Source organism: Acholeplasma granularum ATCC 19168, from assembly GCF_000526235.1.
Lineage (GTDB): Bacteria > Bacillota_I > Bacilli_A > Acholeplasmatales > Acholeplasmataceae > Acholeplasma > Acholeplasma granularum.
Genome location: NZ_JAFR01000008.1, coordinates 99,762 through 119,120, shown reverse-complemented (window position 1 = coordinate 119,120; position 19,359 = coordinate 99,762). Strand labels below are relative to the sequence as shown.

Here is a 19,359-nt window from a genome sequence, read left to right as displayed (position 1 = left end):
TAACTAACTTCTATTTTATCATGTATTTTTATGTTTAATTGTTCTTCTTATGATTAATCGGTTATATTCTTAAAATAGTTCTTAATATATATAACAGGTGTGCCTTTGTCACCACTTCCTGACATTAAGTCACATAGTGAACCGATTAAATCAACATATCTTCTTGGTGTTGTTCCCAATTTTGAATCATCTGTAGGATTATTTGATTTTTTTGATATTTCATCATGTATTGCCTTTTCAAGTGCTTTACCACTTAGATGTTTATACTTATCATCTGACATATATTTTAATTTAATTTCATTAGGAGTGCCTTCTAAACCTTTGGTATATGAAGGACTAACAACCGGATCAGCTAATTCCCATATTTGACCAACCGGGTCTTTAAAAGCTCCATCACCATAAATCATTACTTCAAGCGTTTTACCTGTAATTTCTTTTAGTTTGTTTTGAATGTTATAAACGATCGGATCATTATGATGAGGAAATAATTTAACAACTTCTTTACCAGCAGCATTAGAGCCATATAACCCATATTCACGGTTAAATCCACTATTCATTACTGGAGAAGTTAGTATGTCACTTAAGGTTAATAATGTATGATATGAGTGTTTACTTATTTTTTCTTTAGTTTCTTTTCTAGTATGTATATCACAAACTAGTATATCTTTTGTGTATTTTAATATGTCACAAGGATTATTTGAAAAAACGAATTCTACTTCCTTTTTTTCTGATAGTACTACTTTTCTGTAATACTCTACCATATTAATTTTAGTAAAAGGATGTGTAAAGTTAGAAAACTCTTTATTATAAAGATCTTCTTTTATGATATCACTATATAAATTTATATTTAGTCTTTCTAGGTCCGTTTCATACATAATACTATTTCCCACTTCATCTTTAGGAAAACTTAGTAAGATGGTTACTTTAGATGTTCCTCTACTTATTGCACGTAATATATTTTCAAATCGGTTTCGAGATAATATCGGAAATACTAATCCAATATGTTCTGATTTAAATTTAAGTTTGATATCTTCAGCAATTTGATCAAGTGTTGCATAATTACCTTGGCTAATTCCTACAACAGCTTCGGTAACAGCTACAATATCTTTATCTTCAAAAATAAAGTTTTCATCTTTTTGTGCTTTAAGTAATGAATCAACAACGATTGTTGATAAATCATCACCTTTACGAATAATTGGGGTACGTATACCTCTTGCTATAACTCCTAAATGACTCATGAAATATGCTCTCCTTTAAAATAGGTTTCAAGAAACTCACATGCTAAATATAGCCAGTGTTTTGTTTGGTTAAGTGTTGATAGATTTATTTCTACGTGGCCTCTTAATTGACCAAGAGTTATTCTAGTTGTACTATTTTGTGCTGCTTGTAATAATTTTAGTCCATCCACTTGTTCACTGGCTACTTCTGATAATATCATTTTTACGTAATCTTTTTGTTGCGACACTTTTTCTATTCCCAATTTATTTGATAATTTTTTATATAGTTTTTCATACATATATGTAATCATTTCAATATCTATTGGACCAAACCTATCGGTTAATTCAATTTTTAATTCTTCTAAAGATTGCATTGAATTTAATGATGCAATCTTTTTATGTATTTCAATCCGTACCGGATCGTGATTTATATAACTTTGTGGAATATGTCGACTAGAAAATACTTGATCTACAACTTGTTTATTTGGTTGTTCATCGGTGTCTATACCTTGCATAACTTCATCTAATAGTTTCATATATAGCTCCATTCCAACTGAATCAATAAACCCGGATTGTTCTTCTCCTAATATATCACCCGCTCCACGAATACCTAAATCTCTTAATGCAATTTTAAATCCTGAACCTAAGTCTGTAAAGTCTTCAATAACTGATAATCTTTTTTTGGCTTCGTCATTAACATCTTTTATTCCATCATACATAAGATATGCATATGCAATTCTATCTGATCGTCCAACACGACCACGTAGTTGATAAAGTTGAGCTAACCCAAGTTTATCTGCATCATGTATGATTAATGTATTTGTATTTGGTATATCTACACCTGTTTCAATAATTGTTGTTGAAACTAAAATATCAAATTCTTTATCAATGAAGCGCGATAAAACATCTTCCAATCTGTTTTTAGGCATTTTACCGTGTGCATATGTAATTCTTGCATTAGGTATTAATTGTTGTAGTTTTAATACTTGAGATTCCATTCTATCGGTGTAGTTATATAAGTAAAATACTTGACCCCCTCTTGATAATTCTCTGTCAATTGCTTCTTTAATGAGCGCTTTTTCACGTTCAACTACATATGTTTGTACAGGATATCTATTTAATGGTGGCGTATCAATCATTGATAAGTCTTTGAGTCCGTACATCGCCATTTGAAGCGTTCTTGGGATAGGTGTTGCTGATAAAGTTAAGGTATCTACATTAACTTTAATTTCTTTAATTTTTTCTTTATGTTCAACACCAAATCTTTGTTCCTCATCAATGATAAATAGTCCTAAATCTTTAAACTTAATATCTTGACTTAGTAGTCTATGGGTACCAATTACTACATCAATGTAACCTTTGGATAATCGATCAATAATTTCATTTTGTTTTTTCTTACTAACAAATCTAGATAGTAATTCAACATGACCACCATATTTTTCAAAACGTTCTTTGAATGTTAGATAGTGTTGCCTTGCAAGTACAGTCGTTGGTACTAAGTATGCAACTTGTTTGGCATCGACAACAGCTTTGAAAGCTGCACGTAGGGCAACTTCAGTTTTTCCATAACCAACATCGCCTGCAATTAAACGGTCCATTGGTTTAGAATTTTCCATATCTTTTTTAACATCATCAATAGCTTTTTGTTGATCAATTGTTTCTTCATATAAAAAATCTTTTTCAAAGTCTTTAACTAAATCGTTATCCGGACTAAATTTAAACCCTTGAGCCTTTGTTCTTGATGCATAAAGATTAAGTAGTCTATCTGATAAATCCTTAATACGCTTTTTAACTGCCGCTTTTGTTTTACTCCATTGTTTAGCATTTAGTTTTGATAATTTAGGTGGAGCTTGATCATAATTTTTATATTTTAAAACGAGCTCTATTTGATCTGTTGGTACGTATAATGCTTCATCTTTTTCATAGATGATATGTAAGTAATCCCTTTTTTCACCTGATAATGACATCGTTTTTAGGCCTATATATTGACCAATACCAAAATCATAGTGTACTACATAATCACCATTTTGAAGTTCTGAAGCATCTCTTATTTTTACTGCTTGGTTAATTACAGAGCGGTATCTTACTTTCGTTCTTTTTTTAGTATCAAATATTACATCTTCGGTTAATACAATTAATTTATTGTAATTATCTATAAATGAACCTGGTAAATCTTCATTGATGATAAGTTTATTATGTTTCGAAAAATCGGTTAATGAGTATTCTATTTGGTGATTTAAAAAGAAATCTTTAATTCGTTCAAAAGATACTTTATTTTTTAAACTAATTAGTACGTTATGATCTTTATATTGATTCATGAAAAGTATGATTTGTTCTAGCATTTCTGAAAATGGTTCAATTTCAGAAATCCCTAAATCGATGAGCTTATCGCTTGAAACATTGTATATTTCAAATGATAAATGATATTTATCAAGTATGTAATCAAATGGTAATTTAAAATCTAATCCACTTAAATGATTACCTTCCATTGTTTCTTCATAAGTTAATAGGTCATGACTTTGTGTTTCATCATTGATTTTCATTTTATATGGATCAACAATAATAAGTTCATATCTAAGCGCAAAATCTAGAATGCTCGTCTTATCTTTGTTAAAAAACTGAATATATAGTCCAAGACTATCCATTCTGTTTCTTTCTTCTAGATGCATAAGATCCGTTTCTAATTTTTTACTTTCTTTTTCGGATAGTTCTAAATTCTCAAAATGATTTCTAATTTCTTTAATTGCTGTTTGTTTTTGAAGGTCTGTGTAAAATAATTCATTAAGTGGTGCAAGTTCAATTGACTCTACTTTTTCCATTGATTTTTGTGTGATGACATCAAAGGTTTTAATCGATTCTAGTTCATCACCAAAAAAATCCAATCGATAAGGATTTTTATGATCATGTGTATAAATATCTAGAATTGAACCTCTTAATGAAAACTCACCCGGACGTTCAACTGTATAGTTAAAATGGTATCCATCGTATGTTAGTTTTCTTGTTAAATCTTTAAGATCATAGTTGTTACCAGCTTTTATAGTTTTAACGCTTTGTTCATAATCTTCAGGCTTTAGTTGTCTTTTCAGTAAACCTTCTTGGGTTGTTATTATTATGTAATTTCGTTCATTTAGTAATAATTTTCTTAAAGTAAATAATCTTTCATTTTTAAATTCAGGTGAACCAAGTGCCATCATTGAAGTTAGGACTTGATCCATAGGATAGAATAATACATTTTCTTCTCCTAATGTGTTGCTTAATGTATCGTAATATTTTTGAGCATCATACAGATTTGGTAGAACAATGATTTGATGTTTATTATTTTTTTCAAATCTCAGTGGTAAGATTGTTTGAATGTATGTATGGGATGCACGTCTAAAATCGCCTTTTAAGGCGTTTATAACTTTAGATTCTGAATATATTTTATTGAGTGTTGGATGCATCATTTTTTATCACCTTATAACCCAGAAAGCCCAGACTTAAGTAGTCTGGGGGGTGTTGTATTTTGTCATTACGTTGTTGAAGTTATCTTCTTTGATCCAATCTAAGATTGCATCTTCAACTAAATGAATAGAAGGTATTAATATGTCTAATTCTTTCTGGCTAAACTTTCCTAATACAAAGTCCACTTTATCCATGTGGTCATGGCTACCAATACCTACTCTGATTCTTTTAAAATCTTTGGTTCCTAATTTATTAATTATATCTTTAAGTCCATTTTGTCCACCATGACTACCTGTTTGTCTAATTCTTACTTTAGATAAGGGTAGCGCTGTGTCATCTAATATAACTAATAAATTTGAAATATCTATTTTAAAATAATTCATTAGAGCTACTACTGCCTGTCCTGAAAGATTCATGTAGGTTAATGGTTTAGCAATAATCACATCTTCAGTACCTATTTTGGTTTTTACATATGCAGCATTAAATTTAGAGTCTACTTTTAAATCCAGATTTAAAGAATTTGTAAGTTTATCAATAGCAATAAAACCTATATTGTGTCTACTTTGTATATATTGTTTGCCGGGATTTCCTAATCCGACAATTAACTTCATTATTTTTCCTCTTGTATTCTGTTAAATATTTGAGAGATTGGTTCATCTTGTAAGATGTGTATGATTGCCTCACCTAATAGTGAGCCAATTGATAATTGTTTAATTTTAGGTTGATTTTTTGCAGGGTCTAAGTAGATTGTGTCTGTAATAATAATTTCATTAATTACAGACTCTTGAAGTCTTTGAGTTGCAATGCCTGTAAATACACCGTGAGTTGCAGCTGCATAAACTTCAACAGCGCCTGCTTCTTTTAATGCGTTAGCACCAGCAATTAAAGTACCACCAGTATCAATAATATCATCAATCATAATACATGTTGCACCTTTAACATCCCCAATAATATTCATAACTTCAGCTTTATTTGGTTCTGGTCTACGCTTATCTATAATAGCTAGTGGGGCATTAAAAAATGATGCAAAAACACGTGCACGTGTCACACCACCATGATCAGGAGAAACAACAACTATATTTTTAAACTTCTTTCTTTTAAAATATGATGCCAAACTTGGTGCAGCTGGAAAATTATCAATAGGAATATCAAAGAACCCTTGAATTTGAGCCGCGTGTAAATCAATACTTACTACTCTATCAACACCTGCAACAGTTAGTAGGTTTGCTACAAGTTTTGCAGTAATCGGTTGACGTGATTTAACTTTTCTATCTTGTCTTGAATAGCCAAAATATGGCATTAAGATAGTAATTGAAGATGCAGATGCACGTCTTAATGCGTCTGTTAGAATTAAAACTTCCATTAAATGATCATTTGCAGGTTGACTTGTTGGTTGAATAACAAAGACGTGATTACCACGAACTGATTCTTCAATATTGACAGTAATTTCACCATCTGCAAATCTTATAACTTCTACGTTGGAAAGGGGGATTCCAGCGCTTTTAGCAATTGATTCAGCTAAAGGTTTGTTAGCTGAAAGGGTAAAAAGTTTTACTTTCTTTTCTTCTATAGTCATGTTAATAAAACCTCCATTTGTTCTAAGTTCCATTATATCACTAAATATTATTCTTTACTATTCAATCATGGAGAAAAACACTATTTATGAAAAATAGTGGTTTTTTTAATTAAGCAAAAAAATATTGCTGCAAGCAATACTTTTTTTATTAATTTTTGGCACTAATTACCCTCTTAAAACCCTGTTAATCTTCTAATAATTGGCCAGCTGCACCTTCTGGGTTCTCAGCTACTGTTTTATGATATGCTTCAACGATCGCATCTTCAATTTGCTTACGCATTTCTTGATGAATTGGGTGTGCGATATCTCTAAATCCGCCATTTGGCATTTTTTTACTTGGCATTGCAACAAAAATACCGTTTTCCCCTTCAATCACACGAATATCATGTACTACAAATGCACTTTCAAATGTGATAGTAGCTACAGCCTTTAATCTTGATTCACTATCTACTAATCTTACCCTTACGTCAGTTACTTGCATTTTGCCCCTCCTGGTTGTTTGATACTAAATACATTATAGCATAAAAAAGCAATTTTCAAGCGCTTACATATCATAATTTTAACTTTTTTTACTATTTATATTTTTAATTTATTTCTTAAAATACCAATTTTTATTTATAAATTAGTTAATTATCTTTTTAATATGAGTAGTTAATCTTACAAAATCATTTACACTTAGTAATTCAGCACGAGTATTTTCATTAAAGTCAAGTTCTTTTAGTACATCTAATATATTGTTTTTTTCTAAGTTTAGGCCTGTTGCTAAGTTATTTAATAGTGTTTTTCTTTTATGAGCAAATGCAAGTTTTACTAATTTAATAAATAACGCTTGATCAGTTTTATCAAGTGGTGTATCTTTTTTAGTTAATTGCATAACAACCGAATCAACTTTTGGAACAGGTTTAAACATCTTCTTATTTACATTCATTAATAACTTAACATCTGTAAAATACTGTAAGATTACAGAAAAACCATTATATACCTTATTATTAGCATCAGCCATCATTCTTAATCCAACTTCTTTTTGTACCATCATGGTTGCAGTTTTTAAATTTTTTATATCTAAAAATTTAAAAATAATTGGACTTGTAATATAGTATGGTAGGTTACCTACAAGGTGAACTTCTTCATTAATAAAATATTCGTTTAAAACAGTTTCAACATCTACACTTAAAAAATCTTCAAAAATAAACTTTGTATGTGTATTTTCAAATTTTTTTAAACTATCCTTCAAGGAGTAGTCAATTTCAAAAGCTAAATATTTTTTAGCTTGTGGTACAAGATATTGAGTAAGTGCTCCTAATCCAGGTCCAATTTCAAGTACGTTTTTATCTTTAATTTTTGATTGATCAACGATTTTCATTAATAGATTTTTATCTGTTAAAAAGTTTTGACCAAATCTTTTTTTAGCTTGATGCATAAAGTATCTTCCTTATATCTTCTTCTGTAATACCTAACCAATTTAAGCGTTCTAATAGTGTTTTAGAATTTGTATGCCCTATATGCAGTTTATGGCTTAGAATCTTTCTTTTAGCCTTTGAATCAGCTTTACCGGTCAATCCTAGATTATAAAGTGATGCAAGGGTTAAATGCATTTGGTTTATTGATTTTATTTCATGATTTAGTGTTTCCTTTAAGTCTTTATAACTTAAATGTTCTACACCAATTTTTTTATTGTTTTTACTAATTGCTTTTTCTCTTTGAATAAATATGTGTGTGGGGTTTAATAACTTTTGGCTTATTTTTTTACGTATACGTTCGCCTGCATGATCTGGATCAAACATTAAAACAATTTCAAATTTATCTTGGTGAGTAATTAAAAAATCTAATACATCTTTTTTAATTTCTGAACCACCTACTGATATAGTTTTAATGTTTGCATCAAGTTTTTTTAAAAGGGCTTCATCATGAATACCTTCTACAACATATAACTTATTTTTCATTGGTTCTATAAAATAGTTTAGGATCTGATTTTTGACTTGATGTAATAAGTGAGTGTACGATTGATGAATAATTTGATAATGTAATTAATTCATCTTTATTATCTAAAATAAAAATATGATCACCTAAGTTATTTGTTGTTTCTGAATATGCACCCTGATTGACTGATGTATGTAATGTATAGTATTTTAATTCTTCATCAGTTCTCTTACTTAATATTTCTTTAATATGTTCTTGATTTTCTGGTGTATCATCTATAATGTTCCATATTTTTCTATTCAGAAAATCATGGGCTAATGTATTTAATATTTTATCTTCGGATTTTAGGAAAAAAGCAATAAGTCCATTCATATAAAAATCATCAATTTCTAAATAAGCATTCATATCTTCAGGATTTTCTAATATTTTCTTTAATGAGGATACATCATGATTAAATTTATAGTTTGATTTTAATAAGTCTTTTACGCGAAGATATATTTTTTCTAAAATTACTTCATATGCTCTAGCGGTTGGATGATAATATACTTGCCAGTACATATGGTATCTAGCTACTAAATAGTTTTCAATTGCATGTATGCCTGATGCTTTAAATGCTAATTTTTTATTTCTTACAACAACAACTCTCATTAATCTATCTAAGTCTATCTGACCATAAGCAGCACCTGTAAAGTATGCATCTCTTTCTAAATAGTCTAATCTATCCACATCTAGTTGGGATGAGATAAGTTGTTCAATTAATGGAAAACTACCCTTTTTTAAAATAATGCTTGCAACATCTAAAGCAAACTTGCTATCAACTTTATCAAGGATAGTTCTTATTTCGATATGATCTGTAATGATTTTAGCTCCAATTGATTCATGATTAACTTTAAAGACATACTCGAATGCATGTGAGTATGCTCCATGTCCAATATCATGTAATAATGCAGATACTAAAAATAGTAATTGTTCACGTTCATTTAGATTCTTATATATTTCATCAATTTGTAAGAATCTATAGGCCAGTTCATAAACACCAAGTGCATGTGAAAATCTAGAATGCTCTGCAGCATGAAATACCATATGTACACCACTTAACTGACGTATTCTTCTTAAACGTTGAAAAACAGATGTATCGATTAAGTTAGTTATTAAATCATAGTCTACATGAATGTATCCATAAAGAGGATCTCTAAATACTTGTTGTCTTTTTTTCTTTTCCATACTTTTATCCTAACATTAAATGATAAAAAAGTGGCTGTTGCCACTTTTTATTCATTAATTGTGTATTTTTTTACAAGTGTAACTTGATCGCCGTTTTTTAACATAAATGCAGCACCATCATCTGTATCTAGGTGGCAATCTAATCTGAAGTTTTCATGTACGCGGCATAATACATTTTCTAAAATACCCGCTTTAATACCATCAATTTTTAAAGCAACAATATCTTTATCTTTTACACCAAATTCTTTAGCTTCTTCAGGTGAGAAATGAATATGTCTATCAGCAATAATAACACCTTCTGAAATTTCCACTTCACCTTTAGGTCCTACAAGTTTAGCTGCACCACTACCTTTAACATCTCCACTTGAACGTACTGGAGCTACAAATTTATAGCGAATTGCATCACTTTGTGAGATTTCCACTTGAGATTGTGGACGTACTGGTCCTAATATTCTAACACCTTCTAATACTTTGCCTTGAGGTGAAACAACATCAACTTTTTCTTCAGCTGCATATTGATTTGGTTGACTTAATTCTTTTAACACCGTTAATTGGTAGTCTTTTCCAAATAACGTTTCTAAATGTTCTTTAGATAAATGGACATGACGTCCTGAAATGCCTACTGGGATTTTTTTCATTTTAATTTCCTTCCTTATTAAATAATTCATATAAATTATATCACTTTATGCCACTATCTACAAGAAAAGATTTGTTATAATAGGTTATAAGGAGATGATTTTAATGGAAACTATTTTTACAAAGATTGTGAACAGACAAATACCTGCTCACATTGTGTATGAAGATGATTTAGTTATAGCATTCTTAGATATTACACAAGCGACTAAAGGACATACTTTAGTTGTTAGTAAGGCACCATATAAAGATATTTTTGAAATACCTAGAGATTTATTTAAACACTTATTTGGAGTTGTACATAAATTAAGTGGGGCAATCAATAAATCTTTTAATCCATTAGGTATTAATTTACTTAATAACAATGGCATAGAAGCAGGTCAAACTGTTTTTCATTATCATGTACACATCATACCAAGATATGATTTAAATGAGATAGATATTAAACTTAAGAATAACTCAAGTAATTTAAATGTTGAGGACTATAAAAAAAGAGCTGAAATGATCATTACAGCTCTATTGTAAATAATACACCATTTGCATGGTTAGCAACACTTACCCTTAATCCAAATCTGTCCATTGTCTCTTTTACAATGGCAAGTCCTAGACCGAATTGACCCTTACTACCTTTTTCATATGCTTTAAATATTTTAGGTAATACATTGGTTTCTATAGCCTCACCATCATTAAAGATGGTGAGTTTTTTTGTACTTAACTGAATGACTATTTTAGTTTTTGCATATCTGACTGCATTATCTACAATATTAGATACAGCAATATAGCAACCTTCTTTATCCATTAGATGTATCCAGTCAGTTTCAATGTCTAATATAAATTGTCTATCTGTAATATATTTATAGTGGTTAACAACTTGTGTAACTACTTCTTTAAAGGATACATCTTCAAAGTTTCTGTCATTTTCAATATACCCAATTTTACTATATTCAATAATTTGTTTCACCTTATTATTTAATATATCTGCTTGTTTAATGATTAAATCTGTTGATGTTACATCTTCTATACCATCTTGAATTGCTTCAGCATAAGATCTAATAACAGCAATCGGTGTTTTTAAATCGTGTCCTAGATTTTGAATCATTTCTTTTTTTGTATCTTCATTATTTTTAATTTCAATTCGCATTTTATTAATTGTATATGATAGTGAACTTATTTCTTCAGCGGCATCTTCTATTTTTACTTCGGTTTGGTAATCATCTTCAATCATTTTATTAACTGCATCTTGTAAATCTTTTAGTTTATTTACAGTAGACGAACTCCATAACCAAATAATAATATTTCCTAATACTAATATATTTAAAAATGAAATTGTTGCATAAAAAGGAATATTTCCTGTCATGTTTTCAATAAACTCATCTGAATTAGATACTACAAAAACAGCATATCTTGGTTTTCCAATGGGTTTTATTACACGGCCCATGTATGCGATTTTGCCACTAATTGTATAGGGTACATTAATGAAGTTGCGTTCATTAATTTGCTCAAAATATTCTGAGATTATTTGATTGACAACAATATTAAAGTCTTCTTCTGAAATGTTGTATCTGGTATACTTTGTTCTTACGCCATCTTCTATAATAAAGTAATCATTATAAAGTGTTTGATTATCATACTCAAAAGTTGTTGGATTTGCATCATACCTATCAATTAATTCGCTAAAAAAGTTTTGAAGGTAATTCTTATTTTGATTTTGATAAGCTGTGTTGAAACTTAAATTAAGAATAAATAAAAAAACCATGCCCCCTAATAATGTGACAAAGGAAAAAATGATATTTAATTGGGAGCCTAGTTTTAATCGATTCATAGAAGTCTATAACCGTAACCGTAAATTGTTTCAATTCTTAATAGTGGCATTTTAGCTCTTAAGCGTCTAAGTAAATCATCAACAACTCTATCAGAGCCTACATAATTTTTACCCCATATCGTTTCAAGTAAAAAATGTCTTTCGATTGGTTCTTGCTTGTTTTTTAAGAATACGAGTAGCATTTCAAATTCTTTATTTGTTAAATCTAGAATTTTATCACCGTATTTAATTTCTCTGGAGTCTAGTTGTATTGTGTAATCACTATAAGTAATTAGACCTGGTCTTTTAGTTTTACGTTTTAATATAGCTTTAACTCGAAGCATTAATTCTCTAGGTGAATATGGTTTAGCTAAGTAATCATCTGATCCTAGTTCAAGTCCTCTAATTTTATCTAGTGCTTGGTCTCTAGCAGATGTAAAGATTACAGATGTATCCGGATTATTTTTAGCGATTGCTTCCATTAAATCAAATCCATCAATTTCTCCAGTTAACATGACATCAAGTATCCATAAATCAACTTGATCATTAACATGTTCCATTGCTGTTTCGCCGTCATAAAAGACTGTAACATCATATGATTCTCTTGTTAAATATTTTCTAATGATTTCTGATAAGTTTTTTTCATCTTCAACTAAATATATTTTCATAACTAAACCTCCGTTTTTATTAAAAATAATATATCTTTATTTTATCACATAATTTAAGTTGTGTATGAAATAAGAGAAAAGCCGCCTTAAAAAAGGGCGGCTATTCGAGAGAGAAAAATGAAGTATCTATAGTATAACTTGGAAGTATTTCTTGTTCAATCATTATCGTAAACTATGTAAATTATTGTAAATATTACCATTTTTACATAGGTTTTTCACACTTTTATTTGATAACATCAGTTTTCATATAAGGTAGTAATACTTCAGGAATTGTAATTGTACCATCTGCGTTTTGATAATTTTCAATAATTGCAATCATTGTACGACCAATAGCAAGACCAGAACCGTTTAATGTATGAATATATTCTGTTTTAGAATCCTTTGTTTCTTTATATCGAATGTTAGCACGTCTTGCTTGAAAGTCTTTTGCATTTGAAATAGATCCGATTTCACGGTATGTATTTTGACCCGGTAACCAAACTTCAATATCATAAGTTTTTGTCATACCAAATCCCATATCTCCAGTAGATAAAACAATCACACGGTATGGTAGATTTAAAAGTTGTAATATACGTTCTGAGTTTTCTAACATCTTTTGATGTTCTTCTTCAGAGTTTTCCGGTTTAACAAATTTGATTAGCTCAACTTTGTTAAATTGATGCTGACGTAATATACCTTTGGTATCACGTCCTGCAGAACCTGCTTCAGATCTAAATGCAGTTGTATAAGATACATAGTGAATTGGTAAATTATTACCATCTATAATTTCATCAGAAAAAAGGTTGATTGTAGGTACTTCTGCAGTTGGATTTAAATACCAATCTCTACCCTCTAGTTTAAAAGCATCTTCTTTAAATTTAGGAAATTGCCCTGTACCAAACATACTTTTAGCATTTACTATAAAAGGTGGAATAATTTCTGTATATCCGTGCTCATGTGTATGAACATCCATCATAAAACTCATTAAGCTACGTTCAAGTCTTGCTCCTAATCCTTTATCTACTACAAATCTTGGCCCGGTAATTTTAGTTGCACGTTCAAAATCTAAAATTCCTAGTTTTTCACCAAGTTCTGTATGATCTAAAACTTTAAAATCAAATTTAGGAATTTCGCCCCATTTTCTAATTTCTACATTGGCTGTTTCATCTTTACCAATCGGTACATCTTCTGCTGGAATATTTGGGATTTCAATTAGTATCTTTAATAACTCTTCATCGATTTTAGTAAGTTTTTCTTCAAGTTCTGGAATTTGATTTTTAATTATTTCAACATTATCTAAAAGTGGTGTAACATCCTTTTTTTCTCTTTTAAATTGTCCGATTTGTTTAGATATTTCATTTCTTTTAGCTTTAAGCGTTTCTACTTCAATAATTAATTGTTTTCTTTCTTCTTGAAGTGTAGGAATTTGTCTTAAATAACTAAAATCTCCACCTCTAGTATTTAATTTTTTAATAACCTCTTCGTTATTTTCTGTAATATATTTTAAATCTAACATTTTATAATCTCTCCTTATATATAATAAAAGTCCTTAAACTAAAAATAGTTTAAGGACGAATTTAATATCGCGGTGCCACCTTAATTCTATGTACTAAAAAATACATAGCGCTTTAAATGTTTTTAACGGATACAATCCGGGTGCTGTTAACACCACTCCAGAGTGGAATTTTTAAATGATACTTATCTGTTTTCACCAAACACAGATTCTCTTTTTAAAATATCGTTTAAAATGGCTCTTTCTACGTGTTATATGTATTATACATTATTTTATTCACTTCGTAAAGCAACAACAGGATCTTTTCTAGCAGCAATTTTAGATGGGATTAATCCTGCAATAAATGTAAGTAAGATTGATATGATTACTAGTATGATTGCATGTAGGTAAAACAATTGTGCAACATTAGAAGTACCTGTTGGTCCTTCTAATAATATATTTATAATTGGAACTAGTAAATATGTAATAAATATTCCTAATAACCCTGAAAATAAACCTATTAATATAGCTTCTGCGTTAAAGACTCTTGAAATATCTTTTTTTCTGGCTCCAATTGATCGAAGCACACCAATTTCTTTGGTTCGCTCTAAAACGGATGTATATGTAATAATACCTATCATGACGCTTGATACAAATAATGAAATTGCTGCAAATGCAATTAATACTGCACTAATAGAGTCCATAACAGTTTTAATCATACCAACTGCAGCTGCTACTGAATCTGTATAATTTACTTTATCAGCATCATCTTGATTAACGTTATAAGCATCTAATATATCTAGTATAGCTTCTTTAGAATCAAAGCTATTAGGATAAATTAATACAGAACTAGGTAATTTTATACCTCCAAGTTTTTGAAGAATGTCATCTTTTGTATTATTTAGACTTATTACTTCGCCTTGGATTACTGATTGTGAACTATTTCTTTGTGCAATAACCACATCTGAAACATCGTTTAAGTCAATAACTATTTGAGCTACTTTAGGTGTGTAATAAATGCCTTCTGATACAGATACAAAATCAGAGTTTGATTTGATAATTCCAGATATTTTTACAGTAATAACTTCTGGATTATTTGTATCATTATAAATTGATTTTAAATCAACTTCATCAGTAACTTGGTTTTTTAATATATACTCTGTACCATTAAATTTATAACTTACATTATTTGTAAATATTTTAAATTCTTTTCCAATAATTTCATCAAAACTTATAACTTCGTCTGCATCAAATCCTAAAAATTGAATAATTTGGTTTGGTAATTTATGTTGTTTATTTACTACAAGTAATGCCTCATATTCATCTGGATTAAAATAATTTCCACTGACTTTATCAAAATATTCTTCGATAAAATCCATTGAGAATGCTGTTTCATCTATGTAGTTGGTTGACCCGGTCATTGATAGTTGTTTTGGATTTGAATTAAGAGTATTTCCATCCAGATAATAATATTGTGCATCGAAACCATATTGATAAACAATTGTTCCCTGTGTTTTAATATCACTGTTTTCTAGGTAATCAATATATTCTTGTGTAATTTTATTTGTTTTACGACCAATTTGTACTTCTCTTTCATAACCTTGAATTCCATCTTCAATAGGTTTTTGATTTACTTGATCTTGTCGTGCTTCAATAAATGCTCCAATATCAATATAGGACCTGCTAATTTCTAGTGGTAATCCTGCAAATGTGCCTTTTTCCATTTTATTTAAATAATCTGTAAAGCCATATTGTAAGGACATAACAAGTGCAACACCAATTATTCCAATAGATCCTGCAAGTGCTGTAATAATTGTTCTTACCTTTTTTGTAAGCATGTTTTTAAATGATAATCTAAGTGCTGTAAAAAAGTTCATACTTGATTTAGAAGTATCTACTTTATCTGGTAGAGCTTTTTCCATAGTATATGGATTGGTATCTCCTATAACTTCTCCATCTTTTAATGATACAATCCTATTTGAAAATCTTTTTGCGATGTCTGCATTATGAGTTACCATGATAATAAGTTTGTCTTTAGATATTTCGGTTAAAAGATTCATAATATCTTCAGATGTTTCTGAATCTAGTGCACCTGTAGGTTCATCTGCTAAGATAATAGTTGGATTATTAACAAGTGCACGCGCAATTGATACTCTTTGTTGCTGTCCACCTGATAGTTGATTTGGTTTTTTTCTAATATGATCTTTTAATCCAACACGGGTTAGTACTTCAATCGCTCTTTTTCTTCTAACTTCTCTACTAACACCTGATAATGTTTGAGCTAGTTCTACGTTTGAAAGAATATCTAGATGTGTAATTAAATTATAATTTTGAAAAACAAACCCTACTCTGTGATTTCTGTATGCATCCCAGTCTTTATCTTGATAGTTCTTAGTTGATACACCATCTATAATAATGTCTCCACTATTATAACGGTCTAGTCCACCTATTAAATTTAATAGTGTTGTTTTTCCACTACCTGATTGACCAAGAATTGATACAAACTCGTGTGCTCTAAAACTTAAATTAATTCCATTTAAAGCTGTAAATTTTTGTTCCCCTAATACATAGTGTTTATGTAAATTAATGAGTTTTAACATATATATAATTCCTTTCTACTTTGTTATAAATTGTAAAGTTAATTATTATATAATTATATTTATAGTAGTATGATTATAAACGAATTTGATTGTTTTTGTTTGGAATTATACTTAAATATTTATCATCGTGGGAAATAAAGTAAAGGGAACAACCAAAATTTCTGGTTGTTCCCTTTGTTTATCTTATAATTATAAATCAAGTTTTGTTTGTTCAGTTGTTGTTTCTTCTTTTTCTTCATCATTTGTTTCGACAGAAAGTTCTACAGCTTCAACATGTTTTTTAACATTATTAAGTTGTAGTGATTCTTGTGTAATGATAATATTTTCTACATCTTCTTGTTCTTCAGTCTCTTGGTGTGGAACAACAGCAATTGTTGCAACTTTTTGTTCACCTTTTAGTGTAATAATTCTAACACCTTGGGTTGCACGTTTTGTTTGTGAGATTTGACTCATTGGCATACGTATTGTTATACCTTTATCGGATATTACAATTAAATCTTCATCATCAGATGCTCTACGTAAGGTTGCTAGTTTACCGTTTTTCTCTGTAACGTTTAAGGTTTTCACACCCTTACCACCACGATTTTGTACACGGTATTCTGTAATCGGTGTTCGCTTACCGTAGCCATTTTCTGTAATAACTAAGATATCATCTTCTTTTGCATCTATAACAGCAAATCCAACGATTTCTTCATTATCAGGAATATCCATACCACGTACACCAGTTGCTGTACGTCCAATTTCTCTAATATCTGTTTCTAAGAAATGGATTGCTTTACCATTTGATGCACCTAATAAAATATGTTTATTGCCATCAGTTGATTTAGCAACTAATAACTCATCATCTTCTTTTAAGTTTAATGCGATAATACCATTTGTTCTGATATTTTTGTAGTTACTAATATGTGTACGTTTAACGATACCTTTTTTAGTTACAAAGAATAAGAAATGGTTTGGATCATCAAAATCCCTAATAGATGTGAAACTTGCTAACTTTTCACCAGGTTGGAAGTTTAGATAGTTTACTATTGGAACACCTTTTGATTGACGTGATCCCATTGGTAAGGTATATCCTTTTAATTTAAATACGCGACCTAAGTTTGTGAAGAATAAATGGAAGTCATGGGTTGATGTCATTAGAATATGTTCTACATAATCATCTTCATGAAGTTTAACACCACTCATACCTACTCCACCACGATTTTGAAGTTTGTATTCATCGACATTCATGCGTTTAATATAACCATTATTTGTTACAGTTACAACAATATCTTCTACAGGAATTAAATCTTCATTATCAATATCTAAATCTTCATAAAGGTTAATTTCAGATTGACGAGGATCATCATATTTATCTTTAATTTCTTGAAGTTCTGTTCTTATAATTTCTATTTTAAGATCTTCATTAGATAATATTTCTTTAAGTTCACCTATTTTAATTTCTAAATTGCCTGCTTCTTCATTGATTTTATCAATTTCAAGACCGGTTAATCTTTGTAGTTGCATTGTTAATATTGCACGTGCTTGAGTTTCAGTAAAATCATATGCTTCAATTAAATTAATTCTAGCAACTTCAGGAGTTTTAGCATCTTTAATAATTTTAATTACATTATCTACATCATTTAATGCCTTAACTAAAGCTTCTAGAATATGCATTCTAGCTTCAGCTTTATCAAGGTCAAATTGAGTACGTCTTGTAATAATGTCTATTTGGTGTGCAATATAATGTGTTAGTGCATCTTTTAATGTAAGTAGTTGAGGTTTATTATCAACTAAGGCAATCATATTAATACCAAAAGATGTTTGAAGTTGAGTATGTTTATATAAATTATTTAATGTAACCATTGGATTGGTATCTTTTTTAAGTTCGATTACAATACGCATACCTTTTCTAGATGACTCATCACGTAGATCGGATATACCTTCAATAATTTTATTTTTAACTACATCAGCAATACGTTCAATTAATGTTGTTTTATTTACTTGATATGGAATTTCAGTAATAATTAATTCAGTTCTGTTTTTTGTTTCAACAATTTCATGTTTTGCACGAATTGCAATAATTCCTCTACCTGTTTCATAAGCTTGTCGAAGTCCTGTTATACCTAGGATTTGGCCACCTGTAGGAAAATCTGGTCCTTTAATATATTGCATTAATTCTAATATTGTAATATCAGGATTATCTAAATATGCAAAAATACCATCAATAACCTCACCTAAGTGGTGTGGCGGAATATTTGTTGCCATACCAACAGCAATACCTGTTGATCCGTTAACAAGTAAATTAGGATATCTTGAAGGTAGAACGACTGGTTCTCTTTCAGAAGCATCATAGTTATCTTGAAAATCAACTGTGTTTTTGTCTAAATCTCTAACCATTTCACCGGCAATTTTAGATAATCTAGCTTCAGTGTAACGCATTGCAGCTGCACCATCACCATCAACTGAACCGAAGTTTCCATGTCCATCAACAAGGGGTTTTCTATAACTAAATGGTTGTGCCATACGTACCATTGCATCATAAATTGAAGAATCCCCATGAGGGTGGTATTTCCCCATAACATCCCCAACGATTCTAGCTGATTTTTTATGTGCTGTATTAGCATACATGTTATTTTCATGCATACCATACAATATACGTCTTTGAACTGGTTTTAATCCGTCTTTAGCATTTGGTAATGCACGTGATACAATAACACTCATTGCATAGTTTAAGAAGGATGTTTTCATCTCAGATGTAATATTTATCTCTTTGATTTTATCGTAAAGTTTATCTGTTTTTTCACTCATTTTTTATACATCCTTTCC

At 29.7% G+C, this 19,359-nt stretch carries 15 protein-coding genes and 1 other annotated feature; of the genes, 1 reads left to right on the top strand and 14 read right to left on the bottom strand.

Annotation, left to right across the window (positions count from 1 at the left end; translation table 11 throughout):
* Nucleotides 1-53: 53 nt before the first annotated feature.
* From G324_RS0103480 to G324_RS0103440, 9 genes are all read right to left on the bottom strand, one after another.
* A complete protein-coding gene (locus G324_RS0103480; RefSeq protein ID WP_025725013.1) occupies nt 54-1,238 on the bottom strand; it encodes a coenzyme F420-0:L-glutamate ligase in 1,185 nt (394 codons plus the stop codon).
* The gene (mfd, locus tag G324_RS0103475) at nt 1,235-4,657 is read right to left on the bottom strand and encodes a transcription-repair coupling factor (RefSeq protein WP_162146863.1); all 3,423 of its coding nucleotides are present in this window, start codon (nt 4,655-4,657) and stop codon (nt 1,235-1,237) included. The genes G324_RS0103480 and mfd overlap by 4 nt, the downstream gene beginning before the upstream one ends.
* A gap of 36 nt (nt 4,658-4,693) precedes the next feature.
* Nucleotides 4,694-5,269: an aminoacyl-tRNA hydrolase gene (gene pth, locus G324_RS0103470; RefSeq protein WP_025725011.1), complete on the bottom strand. Its 576-nt coding sequence runs from the start codon at nt 5,267-5,269 to the stop codon at nt 4,694-4,696.
* On the bottom strand, nt 5,269-6,234 hold the full coding sequence (locus tag G324_RS0103465) for a ribose-phosphate diphosphokinase (RefSeq protein ID WP_025725010.1): 966 nt from the start codon (nt 6,232-6,234) through the stop codon (nt 5,269-5,271). Before G324_RS0103465 ends, pth begins: the two co-directional genes overlap by 1 nt.
* A gap of 184 nt (nt 6,235-6,418) precedes the next feature.
* On the bottom strand, nt 6,419-6,715 hold the full coding sequence (gene spoVG / locus G324_RS0103460; RefSeq protein WP_025725009.1) for a septation regulator SpoVG: 297 nt from the start codon (nt 6,713-6,715) through the stop codon (nt 6,419-6,421).
* A gap of 141 nt (nt 6,716-6,856) precedes the next feature.
* Nucleotides 6,857-7,654, bottom strand: a complete 798-nt coding sequence (gene rsmA / locus G324_RS0103455) for a 16S rRNA (adenine(1518)-N(6)/adenine(1519)-N(6))-dimethyltransferase RsmA (RefSeq protein ID WP_025725008.1) — start codon at nt 7,652-7,654, stop codon at nt 6,857-6,859.
* Nucleotides 7,641-8,177, bottom strand: a complete 537-nt coding sequence (rnmV, locus tag G324_RS0103450) for a ribonuclease M5 (RefSeq protein ID WP_025725007.1) — start codon at nt 8,175-8,177, stop codon at nt 7,641-7,643. The genes rsmA and rnmV overlap by 14 nt, the downstream gene beginning before the upstream one ends.
* A complete protein-coding gene (locus G324_RS0103445) occupies nt 8,167-9,378 on the bottom strand; it encodes an HD domain-containing protein (RefSeq protein WP_025725006.1) in 1,212 nt (403 codons plus the stop codon). Before G324_RS0103445 ends, rnmV begins: the two co-directional genes overlap by 11 nt.
* A gap of 47 nt (nt 9,379-9,425) precedes the next feature.
* Nucleotides 9,426-10,016 (bottom strand): phosphate propanoyltransferase, encoded by a 591-nt coding sequence (locus G324_RS0103440; protein ID WP_025725005.1) that lies wholly within the window; start codon nt 10,014-10,016, stop codon nt 9,426-9,428.
* Nucleotides 10,017-10,119: 103 nt separating this feature from the next.
* On the opposite strand from G324_RS0103440, the gene G324_RS0103435 reads away from it, so the two are divergent.
* Nucleotides 10,120-10,536: an HIT family protein gene (locus tag G324_RS0103435; RefSeq protein WP_025725004.1), complete on the top strand. Its 417-nt coding sequence runs from the start codon at nt 10,120-10,122 to the stop codon at nt 10,534-10,536.
* On the opposite strand, the gene G324_RS0103430 is transcribed toward G324_RS0103435, so the two are convergent.
* The 5 genes from G324_RS0103430 to gyrA form a co-directional block, all read right to left on the bottom strand.
* A complete protein-coding gene (locus G324_RS0103430) occupies nt 10,520-11,767 on the bottom strand; it encodes a sensor histidine kinase (protein WP_025725003.1) in 1,248 nt (415 codons plus the stop codon). The two genes, G324_RS0103435 and G324_RS0103430, sit on opposite strands and share 17 nt — an antisense overlap.
* Before the next feature lie 62 nt (nt 11,768-11,829).
* Nucleotides 11,830-12,480 carry a response regulator transcription factor gene (locus G324_RS0103425; RefSeq protein ID WP_162146862.1) on the bottom strand — a complete coding sequence of 217 codons (651 nt, stop codon included), beginning with the start codon at nt 12,478-12,480 and terminating at the stop codon, nt 11,830-11,832.
* A 223-nt stretch (nt 12,481-12,703) separates the two neighbouring features.
* Nucleotides 12,704-13,975 carry a serine--tRNA ligase gene (gene serS / locus G324_RS0103420; RefSeq protein WP_025725001.1) on the bottom strand — a complete coding sequence of 424 codons (1,272 nt, stop codon included), beginning with the start codon at nt 13,973-13,975 and terminating at the stop codon, nt 12,704-12,706.
* Between the two features lie 48 nt (nt 13,976-14,023).
* Nucleotides 14,024-14,228 (bottom strand) — a binding site (T-box leader).
* A gap of 16 nt (nt 14,229-14,244) precedes the next feature.
* Entirely contained in the window at nt 14,245-16,551 is a 2,307-nt protein-coding gene (locus G324_RS0103415; RefSeq protein WP_025725000.1) for an ABC transporter ATP-binding protein/permease, read from the bottom strand.
* Nucleotides 16,552-16,740: 189 nt separating this feature from the next.
* Nucleotides 16,741-19,341: a DNA gyrase subunit A gene (gene gyrA / locus G324_RS0103410; protein ID WP_025724999.1), complete on the bottom strand. Its 2,601-nt coding sequence runs from the start codon at nt 19,339-19,341 to the stop codon at nt 16,741-16,743.
* Nucleotides 19,342-19,359: the final 18 nt, after the last annotated feature.